The following is a 22453-nucleotide window of genomic DNA, read 5'->3' as shown; positions in this document are numbered from 1 at the left end:
GGCTGCACAAACGGGCGTGGGACCCATCGTACCAACACATCCGGAAACGACGCCAAGAAGCCGCCGGCCCGTTGCAGGCCGGCGGCTGCCCGCCGATCAACCGCCGAGATACGCCTGTTTGATCCGGTCGTTCGCGAGCAGGTTCGCGCCCGTGTCGGCCAGCACCACGCGCCCCGTTTCGAGCACGTAGCCGCGATCGGCCACGCCGAGCGCCTTGTTCGCGTTCTGCTCGACCAGGAACACCGTGACGCCTTCGTCGCGGATCGTCCGGATGATGTCGAAGATCTGCGCGATCACGAGCGGCGCGAGGCCGAGCGTCGGCTCGTCCAGCAGCAGCAGGCGCGGCTTGCTCATCAGCGCACGGCCGATCGCCAGCATCTGCTGCTCGCCGCCCGACATCGTGCCGGCGCGCTGCGCCGCGCGTTCCTTCAGGCGCGGAAACAGCTTGAACACGTGCTCGATGCCGTCGTCGATCTCGTGACGGCTCGCGAAAAAGCCGCCCATCTTCAGGTTCTCGAGCACCGTCAGGCTCGGGAACACGCGCCGCCCTTCCGGCGAGATCGCCATCCCCTGCCGCATGATCTGGTGCGTCGACATCGCGGTGATGTCGTTGCCCTCGAACAGCACGCGGCCCGACGACGCGCGCGGCGTGCCGCATACCGTCATCATCAGCGTCGTCTTGCCGGCGCCGTTGCTGCCGATCAGCGTGACGATCTCGCCCTTGTTCACCTCGATCGACACGCCCGCGAGCGCCTCGACCGCGCCGTAGTGCGTATGGACCTGTTCCAGCTTCAGCATCACTCTTCCCCCAGATACGCCTTGATCACGCGCGGGTCGTTGCGGACCGCTTCCGGCGTGCCGATCACGATCGGCCGGCCGTGCTCCATCACGAGGATGCGGTCGGACACGCCCATCACGAGGCTCATGTCGTGCTCGATCAGCAGCACCGATACGCCGAATTCACGGCGCAGCTTGTCGATCAGGTGCTGCAGCTCGATCTTTTCCTGCGGGTTGAGGCCGGCCGCCGGCTCGTCGAGCATCAAGAGGCGCGGCTCGGTGATCATGCAGCGCGCGATCTCCAGACGCCGCTGGTGCCCGTACGACAGCGTGCCGGCCGGCCGGTTGGCGACCGCCGTCAGCCCCATCCGGTCGAGCCACATGGCCGCGCGTTCGAGCGCTTCCTTCTCGGCGTGACGATACGCGGGCGTCGCGAACAGGCCGTGCAGCAGCCCGGCCTTCACCTTGCGATGCTGCGCGACGAGCAGGTTCTCGACGACGGTCAGCGACTTGAACAGGCGGATGTTCTGGAACGTGCGCACCAGGCCCTTCAGCGCGATCTGGTGGCTCGGCAGCCCGGCAATCGCGTGGCCGTCGAGCACGACGTCGCCGCCGGTCGGCTTGTAGAAGCCGCCGACGCAGTTGAACACCGTGGTCTTGCCCGCGCCGTTCGGCCCGATGATCGCGAACACCTCGTCGCGGCGCACGTCGAAATCGATGCCGTCCACCGCGAGCAACCCGCCGAAGCGCATCTGCAGCCCGGCCACCTTCAACAGTTCTGCATTCGCGCTCATTGCGGCAGCTCCACGTGAGGACGGCTCGCGGGCAAGAGGCCCTGCGGACGCCACATCATCATCAACACCATCACCAGACCGAAGATCAGCATCCGGTACTCGGCGAACCCGCGCGCGACTTCCGGCAGCACGGTCAGCAGGATCGCCGCGAGAATCACGCCGAGCTGCGAGCCCATCCCGCCGAGCACGACGATCGCGAGGATCAGCGCCGATTCGATGAAGGTGAACGATTCAGGATTCACGAGGCCCTGACGCGCGGCGAAGAACGCGCCGCCGATACCCGCGAACGCCGCGCCGAGCGTGAACGCCGACAGCTTGATGCGCGTCGGGTTCAGGCCGAGCGAACGGCACGCGATCTCGTCGTCGCGCAGCGCTTCCCATGCGCGGCCCATCGGCATGCGGATCAGGCGGCTCGTCACGAACAGCGTGAAGCCGACCAGCACCAGCGCGATCAGGTACAGGAAGATCACCATGTGCTCGCCGCTGTATTCCAGCCCGACCAGCTCATGGAAGGTCTTCGCGCCTTCGACGCTCGCCGAGCGTGCCATCTCGAAGCCGAACACCGTCGGCTTCGGAATGCTCGAGATGCCGTCCGGGCCGCCAGTGAGGCTCGTCAGGTTGTTCGCGAGCAGGCGGATGATTTCGCCGAAGCCGAGCGTGACGATCGCCAGATAGTCGCCGCGCAAACGCAGCACCGGGAAGCCGAGCAGGAAGCCGAACGTCGCCGCGGCAATCGCCGCGATCGGCAGGCATTCCCAGAACGACAGCCCGAAATACTGGTTCAGCATCGCGTACGTATAGCCGCCGACCGCGTAGAACCCGACATAGCCGAGATCCAGCAGCCCCGCGAAACCGACCACGATGTTCAGCCCGAGGCCGAGGATCACGTAGATCAGCGCGAGCGTCGCGACGTCCACTGCACCGCGCGAGCCGAAGAACGGCCACACGAGCCCGACCGCGAGCAGCACCCAGATGATCACGCGCTGCTGCCGCGCGCCCATCGCGGGCATCGCCGGCAGCTTCACCGCGGATTTCGCGCGCACGAGCCACGGCTTGAACAACTGGAACAGGAACACGGCCGCGACCGCGATCCACACCGGGCGCCAGTGCGGCGTCAGCACTACCTGATAGCCGTCGAGCTTCAACTGCAGCCCGAGCACCGGAATCGTGAGGATCGCCGTCAGGAGCGCGGCGGCCACGGCATTTTTCAGCGCCTGGCCGATCGATGCGTCGGCGGCCGGGCGGCGAACGGAAATGACTTGACTCATCTGCGTCTCCGTCAAACCTTTTCGATGTCCGACTTGCCGAGCAGGCCGGTCGGGCGGAAGAGCAGGATCAGCACGAGCAGGCCGAACGCGACCACGTCCTTGTACTCGGCCGGCATGTAGCCCGCGGCGAAGGTTTCGGCGAGGCCCAGCAGCACGCCGCCGAGCATCGCGCCCGGAATGCTGCCGATCCCGCCGAGCACCGCGGCGGTGAACGCCTTGATGCCCGCGACGAAGCCGATATACGGATTCAGCTTGCCGATCGTCAGCCCGATCAGCACGCCGCCGACGGCCGCCAGCATCGCGCCGAGCACGAACGTGAACGAGATCACGCGGTTCGTGTCGATGCCGAGCAGGTTCGCCATCTTCATGTCCTCGGCGCACGCGCGGCACGCACGGCCCATCCGCGAATGCGAGATGAACAGCGTGAGCGCGATCATCAGCACGATCGTCACGCAGACGATCAGCAGGCGCGCATACGGAACCGTCACGTCGTAGTCGCCGCCGAGATGGATCTCGAACGCGCCGGAGATCAGCACCGGCACCGACACGTCGCGCGCGCCCTGGCCGATCTGCACGTAGTTCTGCAGGAAGATCGACATGCCGATCGCGGAAATCAGCGGCACGAGGCGCGGGCCGCCGCGCAGCGGGCGATACGCGACGCGCTCGACCGCGAAGCCGTACAGGCCGGTGACGATCACCGACACGATCAGCGCGGCGCCGAGCACGAGCGGCAGCGGATAGCCGGCGGAGATGCCGATGGCCGTCAGGGTCACGAGGCCCACGTATGCGCCGATCATGTAGATCTCGCCGTGGGCGAAGTTGATCATGCCGATGATGCCGTAGACCATCGAATAGCCGATGGCGATCAACGCATAGATCGCACCCAGCGTCAGGCCGTTGACCAGCTGCTGGGCGAATTGAGGAAAGAAGTCAGTCATGTGCGGGAAGCTCCCGTTGGCGCTGGGCCGCGTGCCGTCGCCGGATCACGGCGGCCGGCCGCGCGCAGCGCACGGTGTCGTCTCGGGCCGCCCTTTGGCGCGCATGGGGCAGATGCGCGGCCAATACGCACCCGCCCCGTCCGGGTTTCGGGCGGGGCGGGTGCGCGAGCGGATACTTCGTTGTTACTTGGCGGCGGTCTTCGTCGCGTCCTTGTGCCACGTGTACACGACGAACTTGAACGCCTTCAGGTCGCCCTGCGCGTCATACGCGACCTTGCCGATCGGCGTGTCGAACGTCGTCTTGTGCATGTACGCGGCGACCTTCGTCGGGTCCGTCGTCTTCGCGCCCGCGATCGAGTCGGCGATGATCTTCACCGCTGCGTACGACGGCATCTGGAACGGGCCGTTCGGGTCGCGCTTCTTGTCCGCGAACGCCTTCACGAGCGCCGCGTTGGCCGGATCGGCCGAGAAGTCGGCCGGCAGCGTGACCAGCATGCCTTCCGAAGCCGGGCCGGCGATCGCCGTCACGTCCTTGTTGCCCACGCCTTCAGGCCCCATGAACGTCGCCTTCACGCCCTGCTCGCGCGCCTGGCGCATCAGCAGGCCCATTTCCGGGTGGTAGCCGCCGAAGTAGACGAAATCGACGCCTTGCGACTTCAGCTTCGTGATGATCGCCGAGTAGTCCGAATCGCCGGCGTTGATGCCTTCGAACAGCACGACCGGGATCTTCGCGGCTTCGAGATCCTTCTTCACCGACGACGCGATGCCCTGGCCGTACGACTGCTTGTCGTGCAGGACCGCGACCTTCTTCGGCTTCACGTTGTTGATGATGTAGTGCGCGGCGGCCGGACCTTGCTGGTCGTCGCGGCCGATCGTGCGGAAGATGAAGTGGCGCTTCTTGCCTTCCGTCAGCTGCGGCGCGGTGGCCGACGGCGTGACCATCACGATGCCTTCGTTCTCGTAGATGTCCGACGCGGGAATCGTCGAACCCGAGCACACGTGGCCGATCACGTACTTGATCTTCTGGCTGACGATCTTGTTGGCGACGGCGACGGCCTGCTTCGGTTCGCACGCGTCGTCCATCATCACGACTTCGAACTTGTTGCCGCCCGCACCGCCTGCCGCGTTGATCTGTTCGATCGCGGTCAGCGCGCCGGCCTTCACCATGTCGCCGTATTGGGCGACCGAGCCGCTCATCGGACCAGCGATGGCGATCTTCACGGTTTCCGCTTGCGCGGCGGCGGCGCCGGCGGCGAACAGCACGGCGGCGACGGAAATGGACGTAAGACGGGACAGCGTCATCTGGGAGCTCCTCGATGTTGTTTAGTCATACGGGCAAAGGCGGCATGACTTGCGCAATCGAACAGCACCCGGGGCGAGGACAGGGGACACGCCCGAGACACATAGAAGACGGAACTCCAGCGGAATGTTGCGTAGCGGGGCCCGGCTCTTGCAGTCCCCGAAGGGGACGTCTGGTTCGGAAAGACATCGTGATGCGTCTTGCATTGCGCAAGCGTTTCGCCTGCCCCGCTTGCCAAATCGCTCGTTCGGAGGGATGGTCCGACAGCCATTGGCAAGGCAGCCGAAATTATATGGGCGTTTTTCAATCGTCTGTCAAAAATGCCTGTCGATTGAGGGAAAACACGTATGTTTTTGAGGCGGGCGGGTGGCGACGGGGGCGCAACCTCCGGAAGGCGGGAACGTTTGCTTTGGGTGCAATCGGGTTGCTATTGGGCAGGGAGACCGGGGCGGGTTCCTTGCTGGGCGTGGCGTTCGGCGAGGGCGTGATCCGCGATGGTGCGTTTTGTGGGCGGCCCAGGAGTCGATCGCCGGAAATCAATCGACTGATGATTGTGTAAGTGCGCACCAGAACGGGGCTCGACATCGCGGCAAATCTTACTGTTTACCTTTGATGCTAAACATTTTGAAAGCTTTTTGAGATTTCCATGAAATAATGTGGCCTCGCTTCAGCAATCCAGCCAGCCTCCCTGCAAGTCGCGCCCGCCACGCCTCGCAGTCGCTTCAGGGACGCTTCGACGTCCCCCTTGTCGCTCAGCCGCCAGCCAGTGATTTGCCGTTCTTGTTCAATGCACATCACCTGCTTCGAATCACCGATGAATTGCCCAATCCGCCTCTCTTCCGCCGCCGCGATCGCGTGCGCGCTTTCTGTTTGTGCTGCCCATGCTTCCGGACGCGATACGCTGACCGATCGGTCGGCCGGCGCCAATGTGTTTCGCTCGGAGCGACGTGCGGCCGCCCGGGATGACGGGCATGCGGCGCGGTTGAGCCGCAGGCGGGTGCAGTTCGCCACGCCTGCCGAACGCAGCCCGTTCGATACGCCGGATACGCGGCCGTTGCGGGTGACGAGCGATGCGCTTGTGGCATCGCCGCCTGCTTCTTCTGAACGTGAACCCGATCTCGTCTTGCCGCCGAATCGTGTCGCGCTCGGCGCGGGCGGGAGCGACAGTTTGGGGCGCGCTGTGCCGGGGTATGAGCAGCGCGAGCGGAACTGGAATGAATACCTGCGCGCTAATGGCTCTCGGCCGGCTGGCAGCGGCGGCTCATATGCGCCTCAGCGGCCGTACGATGCGCCGCGCGGTCCGCACGGCGCGCCGAATCCGTTCGATCCGTCGGTGCCGCAGCCAGAGACGCGGACGTTCTATGACAACGGCTCAGGGACGAAATGCACGGCTACCGGCGGTGCGGGGACGTCGCGGTCGTCTTGCGATATCGCTTGGTGATGCGTGGTTTGGGGTGGCTGCCGCCGGTTCCGGCTGCTCTACCCCGTCCGGCGCGCTGCGCGACGTCGCGCAGCGCGGCCGCATCTCGCGGCGTTGCCTTTTACATCTGCGTGATGATCAGCCTGCCCGGCTCAATGTCGATCCTCGCCTTGCGACCCGGAACAAAACACGCATCGTTGATCAGCCACGCGCGTCCAGGCCGGCGCGGCCACCGACACTTCACCCCAGGCGGCCGTCGACCGCTGCGGCACCCGCGTAACCCACTCCTCCTGCACCGCATCGCCCCACACCTTGTAGCGCGCCTGCCAAACCAGCTCGCCGCCGGCGTTATCAAGAAAGTGTAATTATTTTACAAGTCTGTTTATAGTACGAAAACACCTCGTCGATTTCCGCCGAAATGACTTCCCAATCCCCGCCACCAAGTCCCGCGCCGATCATTGGCATTTGCACCGAAAGTCGATTAGCTAACGCAAATTCGCAAATTTTACTAAGGCATATCTTGAGGTCAGAATACGAAACGTATTGAGCAGCGTCGCGACTACTCTTGCGAATCCCGTCCTGAGAAACCATGTTCGCGACAAATATCCGCTTCTCGTCATCCACAGACAAAAATTGAACCATTCCGAGCGGAGGCCGCTGTTCATCTCGGAACAATTCGAGATAACCATCTCGTGCGACAGGGTATTTCTTGCCGAGAGAAACAACAAACCCGCGCCCCCATTTCCCCCGATTGTTCACCACATGAGCAATCAAGGTTGAATTTTCCCGTGGCACAGCCGCATCCCCAACTTCATAGACAATCGACAGTCCTTTGGGAGGATTGCCTATGACCGCCTTCCAGACATGCTCGAAATCTTCTCGTCTGATTTCGTCTTTTTGAGAAATTTCAAGCTCGTCCTTAATTCCATCAAAGAGCAAAAATCCTATCTCAGGATTCCAATCACGTACCGATGAAGATGCATAGATAACTCCACCATCAGGATGGCTAATCTGGCGCGTCGCGACGCCGTCGAGAAATTCCGTATAAACCTCCCCTACACCACACGGAAACTCTGTTTTTGAATGGAAATATTCTCTTTTCATGAGCAACTCGATCCACTTCTTTTCACGCGATTCGAAATATCAAGTGGTTCACTCCCTTCAACCAAGAAAGTTCCTGGACGGGGCTCCTTAGACTCTAGTTTCAAGTGCAACACTGTTGATGAGGTAGGGTGTTGCAATGACGAAATACCAGCATTTGAGCGCCGAAGAGCGCGCGGCGATCATGATCGAGAAGGCCAGAAACACGAGCGTCAGGGCGATTGCAAGGCTGCTTGGTCGCAGCGCGTCGGCGATCACGCGAGAGCTGGCACGCAATCGTACGGAATCGTCTCGCTGTTATGACGCCACGAGCGCGGCCAGAGCCTGCCGGGCGCGCCGCGAGCGAAGTCGGCGTCAGGTGAAGCTGGCAACAGGAAGCGCGCTGTACTGGCAAGTGCATCACGATCTGGTTTATCGGCGCTCGTCGCCGCAGCAAATTGCTGCCAGACTTCGCGAGATGCATCCAGATAATCCCGAGCAACGCGTCAGTCATGAAACGATCTACGCGGCGATTTATACCCATCCCCGGGGCGGCTTGAAGCAGGCGATGATCGAGGCCTTGCGCCAGGAGAAGCCGGTGCGCGGCAACGCCCGCAAGACGTTGGCCCGCAAGAGCTTTGTCCCGGAAGAACTGCGCATCATCCATCGACCCGAGGCAATCGAAACGCGCCAATGGCCCGGTCATTGGGAAGGCGATCTCATCAAAGGCGCCTTCAATCGCTCCTGCGTCGGTAATCGTGGATCGGAAATGACTTGCCATGTCGAGTTGGCTGAACGACTGAATCTGGACATCTGGTTCGCAGATCCCTACGCCCCTTGGCAACGGGGCAGCAACGAAAATACCAACGGCCTGCTGCGCCAGTTTCTGCCCAAGGGGGCCGACCTGTCAGGCGTCACCCAGATGCAATTGAACGACATTGCCAAACTGATGAACGGCCGCCCTCGCCAAACCCTCAACTGGAAAACCCCTGAAGAGGCTATGGCGATGGAACTGGCTGCCGCCGGATTGGCTAAACGTTGCACTTGATTCTTGAGACCGCCCACTCCAAGGATACCCCCAACAACCTCATTTACATAAGTTACAATTGAATCGGCCTATACGAGAGGATTTTGTCCACAACCTCCTCAAGTGACATATCTTCGTATTCCTTTTGAAATATATAATCCATTGCATAAGGATCAGCCACACTTTTATTCAAAATCTCCACGTCATTTTCAGCCTCCTCATCGGAGGCGTAATTTGACTCTCTCATCCGCCCAACCAAAACAATCAGTTCATCCCTATTCATCACTTAACCTCTCAATAATGGTACGAAGGATCCAGCACTTCAGCGTGATATCGAGGCGTTACGATACGTAAATTATCCATATCATAGACACCCCCACCGTGCTGAATCGGTTCTATATGATGAAGCACATACGAGGTGTTCTTCCCCACTCCCTGAGTAACCGATGCCTTCGGAGCCAATCCATTTGTCATTCTCGACACGTTGGACTTCGAGAACTGACTACTCAGGTCGGAATCCATTGAGACTTCCTTCCAAAATTCTGATCTGAAATGGTCAAAATCTCTATAAGAGCGTCCCTTCATCTTTTTTGCAATCGACTCCGGAAAGGCACCAGCGTTCCCATGGGTACCGCGTAGCCATCTTCCGGGAGTCACTTTACGCCCAGCTCCTGTCGCTTCGCCAGGCCCGCACCTCAAGCCCCAGGGGTCAATCCAGCTTATCGGGTTCGGCGCGTACATGTGGAGATTAATGCCGCCAGCAAGTCCAATGGGATCATGCGTGATGAACCGCCCGATATCCGGATCGTAGAACCGGAAAGTGTTGTAGTGCAACCCGGTCTCGCGGTCCAGATACTGCCCTTGGAAGCGCAGGTTCTGCGGGCGCGGCGCGTGCGTCGGCACTGGCGCCGGCTGTACCTCCCCCCACGCTGGCGTCGGTCGCTGCGCGGCCCGCGCGACCCACTCCTCCTGCACCGCATTGCCCCACACCTTGTAGCACTCCTGCCAAACCAGCTCGCCACCAGCGTCAGTCAGTTCCTCCGGCAACCCCGATACATCATTGTGGAAGTAGTAAACCGCATCCCGTCCATCCGCATCATTAGCCGCTGCCCTCCCTTGATCGATCCGGGCAAGCGGCACATAACTATTGGACTCGTACAAGTACGTCAGCGCTTCCTCGCCCTGGCGGTCGTGATACGTCTCCTGCACCAACTGCATGCCGTCCCACAGGAAATCGGTACTCGCATAACTCCCATTGAGCTTCCGAATCCGTCGACCGAACGCGTCGTACTCGAAATGCGTTGGTACGGCCTCAATCGAACTACGATTTGACTATGGGAAATCGACAGGTCAATCGTTTGCATGGTTGCTCCTTGAACTCCGGATTCAGGGAGAACCAAGATTGAATAACCACTCGTGATATTTCATTTTGTAACGATCTGTCAAGATACCTGCAATGAGTTCACGAGCAAAATCCTTCTGCACGGTCATTTCATGATCGACTGGATTCGCAACATGTCCTCCAATCAACTCAAAACTCTCCAAGTAGTCGATTCGATTTATCAGAATATCATCACATGCAGCCAATCGTTCCACGTTATGTTCAACACACCATTTGGCTAAAAAAGACAGCCCTGCTAGCAAATCAGTGGCGCCTTGGGCCGCGGCATCGACGTCCATTTCGACTACATCAGGGTCCCAGTCCACTTGCTCTAAATCGCTTAGCGGATTGGGGTTTTCGTTTCCGTTCCACACTTGATCCAGGTAGTCGCCGACTCGCTGTCTGATCTGTGCGCCTGTACTTCCTGCATGCGTAGCAAGGAATTCGAATATTGAATCATCGTGCGCAAGTCCAATGCAACACCTAACACCAAAACGAGCAAGGTTGTCGAACCTTCCCGCAGCAAGAATTGATTCGATATATTTTTTATGTGACTCGATATCGAACATACTCACTTCCTAATGGCATCTGGCGAAAGGTGCGGCCGGTCAGCGACTTGGCGAGCTTGATCAGCTTCAACTTTCTTACAAATGTTCGCCCAGCCGTGGATTGCCATCGCTTCGCAGGACCGAATGCTAGCCGAATGCCTCGTCTTCAGAAACGAGCGAGCTGATGAATTGGTCAAATGAATCAGTCAGACGCCGATCAGCTTTCTGGCGGTTCTCCAAGTCCGTCAACATTTCGTCGTAGGTGTCGGTCAACCAATAATGTACGGCACCGCTATCAGTGTCGACACAGAAAAGATTACCGCCAGGATCAGTGGCAAATGGAACAAAGGTTCGAGGGTATCCTCCCTTACCCGCGACTCGCGCAAAAATGCTTTGAACGTTAGGCTTGCTAGCGTCCTGCGTTCCGATAGGAAGGAATTCGTGGATCCATATCGGCTCCCAATCATCCTCCATTGGAAACCAGTCGAGAACTGGCATGCCACCATTGAACTTCAGGTAGTGCCCCTTCATCGCTTCCGGTAGCTGAACGCCTAAATCGTTCTCGAGCTTCTCTATGCCCGATCGGTCAATTGCGGGTCCACACTTCGAGAACTCGTTTTGCTTCATACTTCCTCCGTTAGCATCCTCGTTTGGGACTACGCCCCTTCAACCATCCCTGCTCTTGGGCAACCCGCACGGCCTCGGCGGAATCGTATGCAACGCCAAAATGCTTTGCAAATTGATCCGCCGAACCCGCATGCGGGAAAGTGTCGATATGTGCTTGCGTTTCGACCAGTTGCATCGTCGTGCGCCCCGTCTCAGGATTGAAGTCATTCAGATGGTGCCACGTATAGCCGGTGGCATCAGCCTTTGAAATATTCGCTTCTTTGAATGCCTGAACAAAGTCTCTCGATCTCGATCCCTGCATGGTGATCTCTACGATATTCCGCTGGCCTTCCGTCGCCGGAAACAGATTGGGACTGCCAGAAAAATCGACGCCTTGGTAAGCCCATCCCCACGGATCGATCCATTGGATCGGATTCGGTGCGTATCGGTAGAGGTTCGTTCCACCTAGCAGGCCGATCGGATCTGGATTGATGAATCGCCCGATATCCGGATCGTAGAACCGGAAAGTGTTGTAGTGCAACCCGGTCTCGCGGTCCAGATACTGCCCTTGGAAGCGCAGGTTCTGCGGTCGCGGTGCGTGAGCCGGCGCTGACGCGGCCGCTTGAACCTCTCCCCACACCGCTGTCGGTCGCTGCGGCGCCCGAGCAACCCACTCCTCCTGCACCGCATTGCCCCACACCTTATAGCGCGCCTGCCAGACCAACTCGCCACCAGCGTCGGTCAGTTCCTCCGGCAACCCCGAAACGTCGTTGTGGAAGTAATAAACCGCATCCCGCACATCCGCATCATTGGCCGCCGCCCTCCCTTGATCGATCCGGGCAAGTGGCACATAACTATTGGACTCGTACAAGTACGTCAGCGCTTCCTCGCCCTGACGGTCGTGATACGTCTCCTGCACCAACCGCATGCCGTCCCACAGGAAATCCGTACTCGCGTAACTGCCGTTGAGCTTGCGAACCCGCCGACCAAACGCGTCGTACTCGAAATGCGTTGTCGCGATCCCGAGCCGGTCCTTCGTCACGACGGTCTTGAGCTGGTTCCAATCGTCGTATTCAAGCGTGAGCTCTTTAGCCGGCCCATGCCCGCTCACCTTACGAACGAGCCGCCCATACGCGTCGTACTCGAAGCGCTTGTCCTCGAACATCTTGAGCCGGTTGTGCTCGACGTAGCCACCCGGGTGATCGCTCGACACCAGGTTCGCCGCGGCATCCCACCGAAACACTTCCGACGGCAATCCCGGCCCCACCGCCTGTTCGATGCGCCCCGTCGGGTCATACCCATAGCTCGTCGTGCCGTAACGCTGATCGCGCTTCTGGATCACCTCGCCTGCCGCATCGTATTGCCACTGCTTCGCAAGCAACTCGCCGCCCGCCGCGCCGCGCTGCGCAATTTGCCGCGCACGGCGCCCCACCGCGTCATACCCGAAATGGCTCGTCAGCTTGCCCTGCGTCCGCAGCACCTCGCGATGCAGATCATCCCGCTCGATGTCCGCAACCGCAGCACCGTCGAAACGAATCTGGTGCACGTGCCCCGACCCGTAATGCAGCCAGTCGATCGTGCGCTCGCCGGAAATCGTCGTGCTGACACGGTTGCCGAGCTCGTCGTAGGTGTGTGCGAGCCAGCCGGTCGGCGTGTATTCCTCGACGACTTCTCCACGCTTGTCGTACTTCAGGCTGACGCGATTCTTCAACGATGGTCCTCGGGCAGCAAGCGTGTACAACTCGGCCGATGTGATCCGGCCTGCCTCGTCGTACAGGTATTCGCAACGCTCGTGCGCGGCTTGCTTCGCCGTCAGCCGCCCAATCGCGTCGCGCTCGTATCGTGTCTCGAGCTGCCCGTCGCGGACGATCGTGCCTAGACCGCACACGTCGTACTCGTACATACGCTTGTGGCCATCGAGACCGATCTGTGCGGAAACCAGATCGCGACGGTCGTACTGAAAGCGATACGTCTCACGGTTCTCGTTGGTCAGGCTCGCCAACCGGAACGCCTGGTCATAGCCGAACTGCACGACCCGACCCGCCGCATCCGTGCGTGCAAGCAACAATCCACGCGGATTGACTTCGTAACGCGTGCTGCGCTGGTTTGGATCGACGACCTCAATCAGCCTTCCGGCCGCGTCGTAACGGAACATTTGACGCGCACCATCAGCCGTCCCGATCCCCGTGACTCGCCCCATCGCATCCGTTTCGTACACCGTGGCATTGCCGGCCGCATCGGTCACCCGCGCGAGCGCACCGCGTGCGTCATACGCAAACCGCGTGACCTTGCCGGAACAGTCGGTATACGCGGTCAACTGCGCCCGGCCATTCCATTCGAGGAATTTGTACCCGCCACGCGCATCGCGAATCGTATGCACGAGCCCGCGCTCGTCCCTGTAGTACTCGGTCGCGAAACCCGCCGGATCGCGCACCATCACCAGATTGCCGCGCGCGTCGTAACGATAGATCCATCGCGCGTTGGTCGGATCGATTTCCGCAACAGGCAGATCGTAGTGCCCATTCCATTCGGTCCGCTCGACCTGGCCGAGCGCGTCGATGCGCTGCGTCTGCCGCCCGCGCTCGTCGTATTCGAAGCGAGTGACATGGCCGGCCGGATCGGTCGTGCTCAACAACTGCCGCATCGCATTCCATTCGATCTGCCAGACGTGCCCTTCGGCATCGGTGTAGCGCGTCGGCTGCTGATCCTCGTTCCACGTCCAGCGCGTCACGCGCCCGATCTGATCGGTGATCGTCACCGAACGCTGCGCAAGGTCTGCATCGAACGTGTACGCTTCGCCGTCGTCGGTCCAATGGCGCACGACACGTGCGTCGCGGCCCACACCCTGCCACGCATAAAAGCAGTTCAAGCCGCCGGGCAACGTGTGCTGGACCATCAACCCATGCTCGTAGGCAAACCGTCGCCCGGTGTGGCCGCTGCGATCGGTCACGGCCACGAGTTGGCCGGCATCGTCGTACTTATAACGCACCAGCGTGTCGGGTTGCTCTCCGTCGACACCGCGCGTCAGTTCGATCGTGGCAATGCGTCGAGGATGAGGCTTCTCGTAACCCAGCGTCAGCACGCGACCCGCGCTGTCATGCAACCGCACCGGCCGCACGACCTCATCTACCGCTTCCTGCTCGACCTCGATCCAGTTGCCGTTGCGATCCTCGAGCCGCCGCAGCTTGAGCATCTCGCTGTCCGCATCGCTGCCCGCGCGGCCGAAATCGCGATACAAACCATCGACCGTTTCGACCACATAGTGCCCGCCGGCCGTACAAATCAGGTAAATGCCTTCCGGCACGCTGAAATGACTCTCACCCGGCTGCACTGCCGGAAACTCGATCTCGCGCCCCTGTTCGTCCCAGTACGTGATCGACGTGACGACGCCGTTCTCCCGCGCCAACCTCAACTCGACACTGATCGGCACGCTCCAGCCGACACCGAACAGGCCATCGGCGCGATCGTCGTGGCTGCTGTAAAAACGCCGCCAGACGATCGGCAGCGGGCCCGGCAACACGAAGTCGGTATCGTCGCTGCCGTCGAGAATCTTGCCGCCGGTGATCACGTTGACGGGATGGCCGGCCGACGGCTGCATCTTGCTGCCGAGCCATGTGCCGAATATGCCGGCCGCGAAATTCATCGCGAGACACGGCAGCTTGCCCTTGACGAAATCGCCCCAGCTTCCCTTGCCTCGGCCACAGAGCGCAAGCGCGATACCGATCGCCGCGCCGAGCCCGGCGACCCACGGCCGCGCCGCGCTGATGTCGCGCACGGTCTTCGTGCCGCCGCCGAAGAAAACGTCCGGCGAGCCCTTCGAGATCGTGCCGTCACAGGTGGTCTTGTCGTCGACCCGCGCCGCGGGCAGATCGTTGATGAACACCACGTCGGACCCTTGCGCGACGAATTGCGGACCGGGATGGTCGCTGCACAGAACCGGATCCATGTCCGCGCCGTCGGCCGCGCGCGCCGCCGGCTTCCCGTTGACGAACACATCGGGCGAGCCGTTCTGGATCGTGCCTTTCTCCACGGGCGGAGAAATGGCGTTGCCGAGCCCCTTCGCGGCCTCGTCGATCTTGTCGTTCAGGCCCGAGCCCTGCATGTAGGCGGCCACGCCGACGCCGATCGCCAGCACGATCGGCGTCGCCAGCCCGCCGGTGCCGATTTCGAGCGCGCCCAACGCGCCGAACACGAGGCCTTCCGCTATCGTGGTCAGCGCCCATCCGATCCCCAGGCCGCCCAGCAGCGACCCGCCCATGCCGAGCAAATCGCCCGCAAGCGTCGTGTGGGTAAAGGGATCGTCCTTGCGAGCGGCCGGTTGACTCATGGGCGGCCGGCATCCGAAACGACCGTGGGCACAACCGGGCGCGGCTGGAAGCTCTCCAGCATGCGCGCGGCAAGCGCACGCTGTTCGTCGTTGAGCGGCGCGGCATTGGTCAACGTCATCACGATCACCTGCCCACCGGCATCGAGCCGAAACGCCGTCTGCATCTGATGAAAGGTGCGACCGTCCTGTTCATGCGTCGATTCCGTTTGCACGCCGGGGCATTCCGCCCGCCCGACCGTTACCGGGCGTCGCGACTGCACGTCCAGATTCTGCGCGGTGCGCGACGCGTGCGCCCATTCGCGCTCGACGAACGCGTCGATCGACTCCTGCTCGCGCAGCCGGCCGCGGGACACGACGAGACTCAGCCCGCCCGGGCCGACGGGAAGAATCAGCATGTTGACGGTGCGATCAAGCGCCGCGTCCGGCAATTCGAATGTGCCTTCATGGATTGCGTAGTGCATGGCTGGTTTCGTTCGAGTTTATTTGTTGAGATCGATGCGCTTGCCGTTGACCGTCACACCGTCGTCGGTCATCAGGATCACGGAGCCGTTGTGCTCGAGGCGAATGCCTTCCGGCGCGAGCGAGATCGAGCTGTCCTGCACCTTCAGCAGGATGCCGCGCTCGGCCACATAGACCTGCGTGCCGCCGCCGCCGTCCTTGGCCGGCGTCGTCACCTCGACGGTCGAGGCCGTGGTGCTGCGCTTCTCGGCGATCGTCTCGGTGAGGTTGCCCTGCGGAATCTGCTTTTCTTCGCTGCCCGTCGCCACCAGCACGGTACGCATCGGCCCCATCACCTTGTGCGTCTCGTTGTTCTCGACGACGGTGTTCATGTCCTTCTGCGCGTGCATGAAGAATTCCTGCATGCCGTTCGTGTCGGTCATGCGGATCTCGTTCGACCCCGCACCCTTATGCGTCTGGCTCTTGATCCCCATCGTCTGGCCGGCCGCGCCGTGATACGGGTTGCCCTGCTCGCCGTTGAACACGCGGCCGACGATCACCGGGTTATCCGGATCGCCCTGATTGAACGCCACCAGCACTTCCTGCTTGATCCGCGGAATCGCGGCCGCGCCCCAGCCGTCGCCCGCCCACGGCTGCGACACGCGCACCCACATCGAATCGGAGCCGTCCTTCTTGCCGCGCCGGTCCCACGGGAAATGCACCTTCACCGCGCTGCCGTTCGTATAGATTTCCTCGCCCTTCGGCCCGACGACGATCGCCGAATGCGTGCCGTGAATCACCGGCTTCGGCGTCGCGCGCGGCGCACGGTACGGGATCTTCTTCGGCAGCAGCGAGAAGCTGTTGCGGTACGGCAGCTTCGCGCTGTGCTGCGTGTAGTCGTTCACGGCCTCGTGACGCACGTGCAGGATCACGTACTCCTGGTTGTTTTCGAGCACCGGGTGGTTCGCGACGGCCACGGTGCCCGCCGTGGTCATGCGCCACGCATAGCCGCTGCCCGTATAGCGATGCGCCTGCGCCTCCTCGGCCTCCATCGCGAAACGCGCGTAGCGGTTACCGTCGTCGCCGTGGTCGTACAGCGACTGGTGCTCGAACCGCTCGGTCGCGTCGAGCCGTGCGTGCTTGAGGTTCTGCGGCCCGGCCTCCACCAGCATCAGCGGCGACGACGGATTCTGGTGATTGAAGTCGCGGAACGTGATCTTGCCGACGCCGAAACGCCGGCCTTCGTGCAACTGGTCGATGCCGCTGTCCTCGCTCGCCTCGGTCGCCGCGAACGGCACGGTGGCGAGCCCGTCGATCGGGCGGAACAGCAGGTTCGTGTCGCCGATCACGAGAAAGTGCTTGTCCTTCTCGTAGCGATGCGTCCACACGAGCCCCTCCTGCTCCATCAGCCGCGCGCAGAAGTTGTAGTAGCTCTCCTGGTACATCACGACGTATTCAAGCGGCTTCTGGCTCGTCCGGATGTCGAACACGAAATCGGAAAAACCGTGTTCCTGGAAGATTTCGGTGAGGATGTCCTGCGCGGTCTTGTTCTGGAAGATCCGGCAGTCGGTGGAACGCGTGAGGAACCAGAACCACGGCACGGCCGTCAGGTGGTATTGCGTGACGTTCCCGGGGTTGCCGGCGCGGTCGAACGACGCGACGTAGCCGTCGAAGTAGCGGTCGTTGTCGCCGGTGCCCGACGCCACGACGCGTTCGAGGGTCGACAGGCGCGCCTGCTGGTCGAAGCGGATCTTGACCTGCTGGCCGATCAGATCGTCCGGGCGCAGGTCGTGGCGATGCGACAGCAGGTCGAGGTGGATCTCCGGCAACCGGTTCACATGCTCGTCGATGACAGCCGCGCTGACGAGCAGCACATCCGGGCCGAGCGGCGTATCGAGCGTGACGTAGCGGTTGAGCTGGGTCAGGCGCGCGGGGTTGGCGGCGCCGTTGATCGCCTCGGCAATCGCGCCGGGCGTCTTCTCCATCAGCGAGAAGCCGGTCTGTGCGAGTTGCAGCGCGCGCTGGACGGTGTCGACGTGACCGGCCAGCCCTGCGAGCGGCCCGAGACTGCCGGCCACACTCGACGCGACCGGGCCGGCGAGGCCCCCGAGCGCGCTCAACGAGCCGAGCGCACCACCGCCCAATCCATTGGGAATACCCCCGTTCGGAGCGAAACTCATTGTTGTTCCTTGCGTGTGATCTCAGGTTCCGTAAGCCGGCTCGCCGGCCCGAAGCCTCGATAATGTAGGGTAAATCCCGGCGGCTTGAAAGACGTCCGCAAACGTTTTCGTTCGGGCCCTGAAAATCGGGAAACTAGACCAGTGGCTGGGTGCCCGGACGCGGCGCCCCACGCCGAAGCACCGCACCGGTAGCGGCCGAAAACAGCACGACCTGCACGAAGCTCGTGACCGGCACGTAGGGCGCGAAAAACCGGTCCATCACGTGCGCGAATCCGCTCAGGCTGAACGCGGCGAAACGCTGCTCGTCCACGACCAGCCGCACCTCCAGCCCGTGCACGAACGCCGATGCCGGCTTGCCGGGCAGCCAGCCCCGCACGCGCGCGGTCGACAACGACACGATCGCATCGAAGCGCCGGCCGGCGTCCACCGAGTTCTCCGCCCAGCGCGCGCAAAGCCGCCTGAGCTGGGTCAGGCCGCCCTTGTCCAGCCGGACCGCCTGCGGCACGAGAAGCGACAGCAGATCCCACAGCTCCCCATGGCGGAAAGCGGTCGGCCGGCTCGCGGTCGGCCGGTTCAGCAACATGACCGTACCCGCCGGATCGCCCGCGGGCAACGCCAGTTCGCGCTCGCGCATCGCGGACAGATCGCCCTGCGTGCAGGACAGCCGGATCTCCAGCTTGCGATGGCCGGGGTCGGCAGGTCGCCCGTCCTGGTCAACGAGTTCCAGTTCGACACCGCGGAGCGATTCGGCAGCGTCGGCCGGGGACGGCGCCGGGCGCGGGTCCGTCTCCTTGGCGCGCGGATCGACGGGTTCCTTCGGTGTCCGGCACGATGGCGAAGGTGGCGTTCGGCGTGGTGAGCTCGAACGTGAAAGTCAGCACGCCGGTCGTTTCCGCCGGCAACGCGACGTCGCGCGGCGCGATCGACGATGTCGTGTAACGCACCGACGACACCGTGAGCGGCACGATCGCGACGTCGTCCGCGACGCGGAATACTTCCTTGCCGATGGGCGCGATCAGCTTGTCGCCGCGCGGCACGACGCGCGGCGCAGTCAGGTCGCTGCTGCGGTCGCCCTGAAATTGCGCAATCGCGCATGAAGGAAACGGGCGCAGGAAAACACCATGCAGCGTGTCGAGAAAACCGTGCGTAAACGCCGGCACGTCATCTTCGATGCGCAAGTCGTGGCTCGCCGCCATCAACGCGAACGACTGCAACAGGCGTTCGACGTGCGGATCGTCCGAATGCTCGCCGGTGATCGCCAGCCGGGCGGCAATTTTGGGAAAGCGTTGCGCAAACGCCTGCACTGAACGGCGCAGCAGCGTCAGTTCACGCTCGAAGTGCGGCAGCAGATCCTTGGGCTCGATGGGCATCCTCGTTCCGTCCGTCGCCGCATGTGCGTATGACGATGCAGCGTTCAAAAAGGCGGAACGATTTTATTTTGACCACCTATTGTTTCATTCGCGACGCGTCGAACGGGCGTCATTTCGGCGACGACGAATGCTGCCGATGCCGCGCCTGAATGCCGCGAACATCAAGGCTCGCCGCTTGCAAACGGCCGCTCGGACATTTTCGCGTCAATGGTGGCGAACCGTTACAGCGGACGGCACGGCGTGCGTGTCGGCGCGTCTACACACACCACCCATGCGCGGCGTGCCACCTCACCGCGGCGAGACCACAATCGCCGCCCGCCGATTCTGCGCGCGCCCTGCCGGCGTCCTGTTATCGCCCACCGGATCGCGCTTCCCTTTCCCGGCAATCGCGATCTGCTTCGCGTCGAGCCCGACGTCGACCAGTTCGATCGCCACCGCCTCCGCCCGCCGCCTCGACAATTCGATGTCGTACTTCTCCGTGCCCTCGTCATCCGAATACCCATAAACCCGCACGCCGTTGATGCCCGCCGACCGCAACGTTCGCCCGATCCGTTCGACTATCCGTCTGACATTCGGCTTGAGGTTGTATCGATCGAAATCGAACAGAATCGGCCCGGTCGAACCGAACTCGAACCCCTGCCCGGTCTCCTGGAACCCGGCCGACTTCAGCGCCGTCACCTGCGTCTGCGTCAGCCCCCGATGAAGCGGCGGCGGTGTCTTGCAGCCCCCCAGCAGCATGCACAGCAGCAGCGCACTCCCGACGCACATCCGCCCCGTGCTCACAGGAAACGAGTGGTTCATTTCGCATCCCCTTCCATCGCGCCCGCTCTGCAAGCGCTTCTTTTAACCGCCGCCGCGGCCTCGCCCGCGGCGCGAGTCGATCGACATCACACCGGCCCTGCCACGCTCTCCGCCAGTTGCCACGATCCCGGCCGCGCGCGCTTGGCGCGGTACATCGCGATATCCGCCGCGCGCAGCAGGCCGCTCGCGTCGGATGCGTGATCGGGAAACAGCGCAACGCCGGCACTCATCATGGTGGCCACCACGCGGCCGTCGGACAGCTCGATCGACGGCGCCATGCCGGACAGAATCTCGTCGGCGATCCGGCACACGCTGCCCGCTTCAGGCACCGCCGCCAGCATCACCGCAAATTCGTCGCCGCCCAGGCGCGCGACGAGATCGGCCTCGCGCACCCGCGTGCGCAGCCGCGACGCGATGCCGATCAGCACCGCGTCGCCCGCATCGTGACCGAGACCATCGTTGATCTCCTTGAAGCGGTCGCAGTCGAGATAGAGAACCGCGACCCGCTCCCCCGTCAACGTGGCGTCGCACAGCGCCAGCGCGAGACGCGATTCGAACTGCACGCGGTTGGGCAACCCGGTGAGCGCATCGTGCGTCGCCTTGTGTTCGAGCGACGCGTTCTCGTCGCGCAGCGTGTTCTGCCAGTCTTCGAATTCGTCGAGCAATGCGTTGAAGTCGTCGCCGAGCTGGTTCAGTTCGGCGATCGCCGCCGGCTCGACGCGCCGCGCGAACGCACGCTCGCGCCGCACCGCGTGCGCGACGCCCGCCAGCGCGCGCAGCGGCGAAACGATGTTGCGCAGCAGGCGCTTCGAACTGACGTACGCACCGAACACGCTGACGGCCAGGCAGCCGAGAATGCCGCCGACGCCGCCGAGCAGGAAGCCGAAGAACTGGTGCCCGCGGCCGCGCACGACGACGTGGCCGACGATGATGCCGTCGTGCATCACCGGGACGGTCACCGGCCCGGGCAGCGCCACGTCGGCGACCGCGCGCTCGAGCCGCGCGATCCCGCTTCCGGCCGGCAGCTGCCACGTGGCGAACAGTTGCCCGTTGCTGTCGGTGACGACCACCTGCGCGACGTCCTCGTCGCCGGCGATCATGCCGATCGCCTCGTTCGCCGCGACGCGATCGCCGAACACGAGCGCCGCCTCGACCGTGTAACCGAGCGAGCGCGCGAGCAGGTTCAGGTTGTTGCCGGCATACGCGCGCAACGCGATCACGGCGACGACGATCAACGACACGGCGGCCATCGTCACGGCGACGAACGCGAGCCGCAGGTGTGCGCGACGCAGCACGCTTTGCAACGTCGGGCGCGGCACGGGCGAAGCGGGAACGGGAAGCGAGGGCCGTGTCATGGCGTCACCGGCCGTCGTGCGAGATTGAGGACGTTCGGATGCACGCGCACGCCGCTGCGCGCGACGGCATCGAGGTTGATGTCGAACGACACGCGATCGCCGTCGACGTCGAGGCAGAACATGCCGCCCGCGGTGCAGGACGGATCGTGTTCCGCGATCGTCAGCACCGGATGGCCGGCCAATGCGGCTCTCACCCGCGCGCGCTCGTCGTTGTTCAAGGCGCCGAGATAGACGACGTCGCATGCGATGCCGAGCGACGGATCGTCGAAGCGGACGCGTTGCACGTCGAGCAGCGTCGAGCCGGCCTGCAGCGTGTCGGTCAGGCCGCGCGCGTAGTCGGGGCGCCCGGTGATGCACAGATGCAGGCGCACGGGCGTCGTCGGCCAGCGCGTGAAGCTGATGATGCCGAGTACGACCTGCCGCACGGCGGAGTCGTGTGAAGAAAGGACGGGATTCGCGGGGCTGGCGGCACTCGCGGCGGCCGCGAGCCGCGCCGATTCGACCGGATCGCCGGCATCGGCGGGAGCCCCGGCGAAGACGACAGGCGCAATGCCCAGAACGCAAACGATTGCGTAGAACGCGTGGCGCAGTGCGGCGACTCGCCCCGGTCTTCCGGACGCCTTCCGCGCGGCGATTGCCGCCGCGCACGTCGGCATCGATGCGACTGCAACACTCGCAGCCGCCGCGCATACACTCGCATTCATGATGGAAACATCTGCTACCGTCGTTTCCCGGTGCTGCCTCTTGCCTGCCATGCGCGTGCAGCCACCGTATCACGCGCACGGGTGCTTCCATCTTAGGTAAAAATTCGCATCCCAAACCAGTGGGATACACCCGCGAACA

At 62.8% G+C, this 22453-nt stretch carries 20 protein-coding genes; 2 read left to right on the top strand and 18 right to left on the bottom strand.

All coding sequences use genetic code 11. From position 1 onward, the window contains the following. Positions 1–96 precede the first annotated feature (96 nt). The 5 genes from WS64_RS28890 to WS64_RS28870 all read right to left on the bottom strand — a co-directional run bounded on the left by WS64_RS28890 (position 97) and on the right by WS64_RS28870 (position 5079). Positions 97–798, bottom strand: coding sequence for an ABC transporter ATP-binding protein (locus WS64_RS28890; protein ID WP_006484776.1), 702 nt, complete (start codon positions 796–798; stop codon positions 97–99). Continuing rightward, the gene (livG, locus tag WS64_RS28885; RefSeq protein WP_060968474.1) at positions 798–1571 is read right to left on the bottom strand and encodes a high-affinity branched-chain amino acid ABC transporter ATP-binding protein LivG; all 774 of its coding nucleotides are present in this window, start codon (positions 1569–1571) and stop codon (positions 798–800) included. Before livG ends, WS64_RS28890 begins: the two co-directional genes overlap by 1 nt. Continuing rightward, entirely contained in the window at positions 1568–2839 is a 1272-nt protein-coding gene (locus WS64_RS28880; protein ID WP_060968473.1) for a high-affinity branched-chain amino acid ABC transporter permease LivM, read from the bottom strand. The genes livG and WS64_RS28880 overlap by 4 nt, the downstream gene beginning before the upstream one ends. Positions 2840–2850: 11 nt before the next feature. After that, entirely contained in the window at positions 2851–3777 is a 927-nt protein-coding gene (livH, locus tag WS64_RS28875) for a high-affinity branched-chain amino acid ABC transporter permease LivH (protein ID WP_059584442.1), read from the bottom strand. 183 nt (positions 3778–3960) lie between these two features. Further along, a complete protein-coding gene (locus tag WS64_RS28870) occupies positions 3961–5079 on the bottom strand; it encodes a branched-chain amino acid ABC transporter substrate-binding protein (protein WP_006484706.1) in 1119 nt (372 codons plus the stop codon). Between the two features lie 785 nt (positions 5080–5864). On the opposite strand from WS64_RS28870, the gene WS64_RS33885 reads away from it, so the two are divergent. Further along, positions 5865–6518, top strand: a complete 654-nt coding sequence (locus WS64_RS33885; protein WP_081103954.1) for a hypothetical protein — start codon at positions 5865–5867, stop codon at positions 6516–6518. 330 nt (positions 6519–6848) lie between these two features. On the opposite strand, the gene WS64_RS33880 is transcribed toward WS64_RS33885, so the two are convergent. Next, on the bottom strand, positions 6849–7601 hold the full coding sequence (locus tag WS64_RS33880; protein WP_081103953.1) for a macro domain-containing protein: 753 nt from the start codon (positions 7599–7601) through the stop codon (positions 6849–6851). Between the two features lie 136 nt (positions 7602–7737). Between WS64_RS33880 and WS64_RS28865 the strand changes: the two genes are divergently transcribed. Continuing rightward, entirely contained in the window at positions 7738–8625 is an 888-nt protein-coding gene (locus WS64_RS28865) for an IS30 family transposase (RefSeq protein WP_081103952.1), read from the top strand. Between the two features lie 52 nt (positions 8626–8677). Here WS64_RS28865 and WS64_RS28860 read toward each other — a convergent pair whose 3' ends face one another. From WS64_RS28860 to WS64_RS28810, 12 genes are all read right to left on the bottom strand, one after another. Next, the gene (locus WS64_RS28860; protein ID WP_060314343.1) at positions 8678–8887 is read right to left on the bottom strand and encodes a hypothetical protein; all 210 of its coding nucleotides are present in this window, start codon (positions 8885–8887) and stop codon (positions 8678–8680) included. Between the two features lie 11 nt (positions 8888–8898). Further along, positions 8899–9822: an RHS repeat-associated core domain-containing protein gene (locus tag WS64_RS35555; RefSeq protein WP_060968472.1), complete on the bottom strand. Its 924-nt coding sequence runs from the start codon at positions 9820–9822 to the stop codon at positions 8899–8901. Between the two features lie 168 nt (positions 9823–9990). Then, positions 9991–10554 (bottom strand): hypothetical protein, encoded by a 564-nt coding sequence (locus WS64_RS34675; protein WP_155720494.1) that lies wholly within the window; start codon positions 10552–10554, stop codon positions 9991–9993. 126 nt (positions 10555–10680) lie between these two features. After that, positions 10681–11160: an SMI1/KNR4 family protein gene (locus WS64_RS28850; RefSeq protein WP_060968471.1), complete on the bottom strand. Its 480-nt coding sequence runs from the start codon at positions 11158–11160 to the stop codon at positions 10681–10683. Positions 11161–11170: 10 nt separating this feature from the next. Next, entirely contained in the window at positions 11171–15466 is a 4296-nt protein-coding gene (locus WS64_RS28845) for an RHS repeat-associated core domain-containing protein (protein WP_081103951.1), read from the bottom strand. Further along, the gene (locus WS64_RS28840) at positions 15463–15927 is read right to left on the bottom strand and encodes a DcrB-related protein (RefSeq protein ID WP_060968470.1); all 465 of its coding nucleotides are present in this window, start codon (positions 15925–15927) and stop codon (positions 15463–15465) included. Before WS64_RS28840 ends, WS64_RS28845 begins: the two co-directional genes overlap by 4 nt. An 18-nt stretch (positions 15928–15945) precedes the next feature. Then, positions 15946–18084, bottom strand: a complete 2139-nt coding sequence (locus tag WS64_RS28835) for a type VI secretion system Vgr family protein (protein ID WP_060968469.1) — start codon at positions 18082–18084, stop codon at positions 15946–15948. 133 nt (positions 18085–18217) lie between these two features. Then, positions 18218–18811 (bottom strand): type VI secretion system baseplate subunit TssF, encoded by a 594-nt coding sequence (locus WS64_RS35430; protein WP_244166682.1) that lies wholly within the window; start codon positions 18809–18811, stop codon positions 18218–18220. Beyond that, entirely contained in the window at positions 18798–19454 is a 657-nt protein-coding gene (locus tag WS64_RS35425; protein WP_060968467.1) for a type VI secretion system baseplate subunit TssF, read from the bottom strand. The genes WS64_RS35430 and WS64_RS35425 overlap by 14 nt, the downstream gene beginning before the upstream one ends. 288 nt (positions 19455–19742) lie before the next feature. Beyond that, positions 19743–20255: an outer membrane lipoprotein YfiB gene (locus tag WS64_RS28820; RefSeq protein WP_060968466.1), complete on the bottom strand. Its 513-nt coding sequence runs from the start codon at positions 20253–20255 to the stop codon at positions 19743–19745. Between the two features lie 86 nt (positions 20256–20341). Continuing rightward, positions 20342–21610 carry a diguanylate cyclase DgcN/YfiN gene (locus WS64_RS28815; protein WP_060011913.1) on the bottom strand — a complete coding sequence of 423 codons (1269 nt, stop codon included), beginning with the start codon at positions 21608–21610 and terminating at the stop codon, positions 20342–20344. Beyond that, a complete protein-coding gene (locus WS64_RS28810) occupies positions 21607–22314 on the bottom strand; it encodes a regulatory sequestration protein YfiR (protein WP_060968465.1) in 708 nt (235 codons plus the stop codon). Before WS64_RS28810 ends, WS64_RS28815 begins: the two co-directional genes overlap by 4 nt. Positions 22315–22453: the final 139 nt, after the last annotated feature.

This window comes from Burkholderia anthina, assembly GCF_001547525.1.
Classification (GTDB): Bacteria; Pseudomonadota; Gammaproteobacteria; order Burkholderiales; family Burkholderiaceae; genus Burkholderia; species Burkholderia semiarida.
This window is presented reverse-complemented; position numbering and strand designations above follow the sequence as displayed.

What these genes read in the sequence shown, in the direction of transcription:
- WS64_RS28890 (WP_006484776.1), bottom strand. Translation starts at nt 798, where the DNA reads ATGCTGAAGCTGGAACAGGTCCATACGCACTACGGCGCGGTCGAGGCG.
- livG (WP_060968474.1), bottom strand. Translation starts at nt 1,571, where the DNA reads ATGAGCGCGAATGCAGAACTGTTGAAGGTGGCCGGGCTGCAGATGCGC.
- WS64_RS28880 (WP_060968473.1), bottom strand. Translation starts at nt 2,839, where the DNA reads ATGAGTCAAGTCATTTCCGTTCGCCGCCCGGCCGCCGACGCATCGATC.
- livH (WP_059584442.1), bottom strand. Translation starts at nt 3,777, where the DNA reads ATGACTGACTTCTTTCCTCAATTCGCCCAGCAGCTGGTCAACGGCCTG.
- WS64_RS28870 (WP_006484706.1), bottom strand. Translation starts at nt 5,079, where the DNA reads ATGACGCTGTCCCGTCTTACGTCCATTTCCGTCGCCGCCGTGCTGTTC.
- WS64_RS33885 (WP_081103954.1), top strand. Translation starts at nt 5,865, where the DNA reads ATGCACATCACCTGCTTCGAATCACCGATGAATTGCCCAATCCGCCTC.
- WS64_RS33880 (WP_081103953.1), bottom strand. Translation starts at nt 7,601, where the DNA reads ATGAAAAGAGAATATTTCCATTCAAAAACAGAGTTTCCGTGTGGTGTA.
- WS64_RS28865 (WP_081103952.1), top strand. Translation starts at nt 7,738, where the DNA reads ATGACGAAATACCAGCATTTGAGCGCCGAAGAGCGCGCGGCGATCATG.
- WS64_RS28860 (WP_060314343.1), bottom strand. Translation starts at nt 8,887, where the DNA reads ATGAATAGGGATGAACTGATTGTTTTGGTTGGGCGGATGAGAGAGTCA.
- WS64_RS35555 (WP_060968472.1), bottom strand. Translation starts at nt 9,822, where the DNA reads ATGCAGTTGGTGCAGGAGACGTATCACGACCGCCAGGGCGAGGAAGCG.
- WS64_RS34675 (WP_155720494.1), bottom strand. Translation starts at nt 10,554, where the DNA reads ATGTTCGATATCGAGTCACATAAAAAATATATCGAATCAATTCTTGCT.
- WS64_RS28850 (WP_060968471.1), bottom strand. Translation starts at nt 11,160, where the DNA reads ATGAAGCAAAACGAGTTCTCGAAGTGTGGACCCGCAATTGACCGATCG.
- WS64_RS28845 (WP_081103951.1), bottom strand. Translation starts at nt 15,466, where the DNA reads ATGAGTCAACCGGCCGCTCGCAAGGACGATCCCTTTACCCACACGACG.
- WS64_RS28840 (WP_060968470.1), bottom strand. Translation starts at nt 15,927, where the DNA reads ATGCACTACGCAATCCATGAAGGCACATTCGAATTGCCGGACGCGGCG.
- WS64_RS28835 (WP_060968469.1), bottom strand. Translation starts at nt 18,084, where the DNA reads ATGAGTTTCGCTCCGAACGGGGGTATTCCCAATGGATTGGGCGGTGGT.
- WS64_RS35425 (WP_060968467.1), bottom strand. Translation starts at nt 19,454, where the DNA reads ATGCCCATCGAGCCCAAGGATCTGCTGCCGCACTTCGAGCGTGAACTG.
- WS64_RS28820 (WP_060968466.1), bottom strand. Translation starts at nt 20,255, where the DNA reads ATGAACCACTCGTTTCCTGTGAGCACGGGGCGGATGTGCGTCGGGAGT.
- WS64_RS28815 (WP_060011913.1), bottom strand. Translation starts at nt 21,610, where the DNA reads ATGACACGGCCCTCGCTTCCCGTTCCCGCTTCGCCCGTGCCGCGCCCG.
- WS64_RS28810 (WP_060968465.1), bottom strand. Translation starts at nt 22,314, where the DNA reads ATGAATGCGAGTGTATGCGCGGCGGCTGCGAGTGTTGCAGTCGCATCG.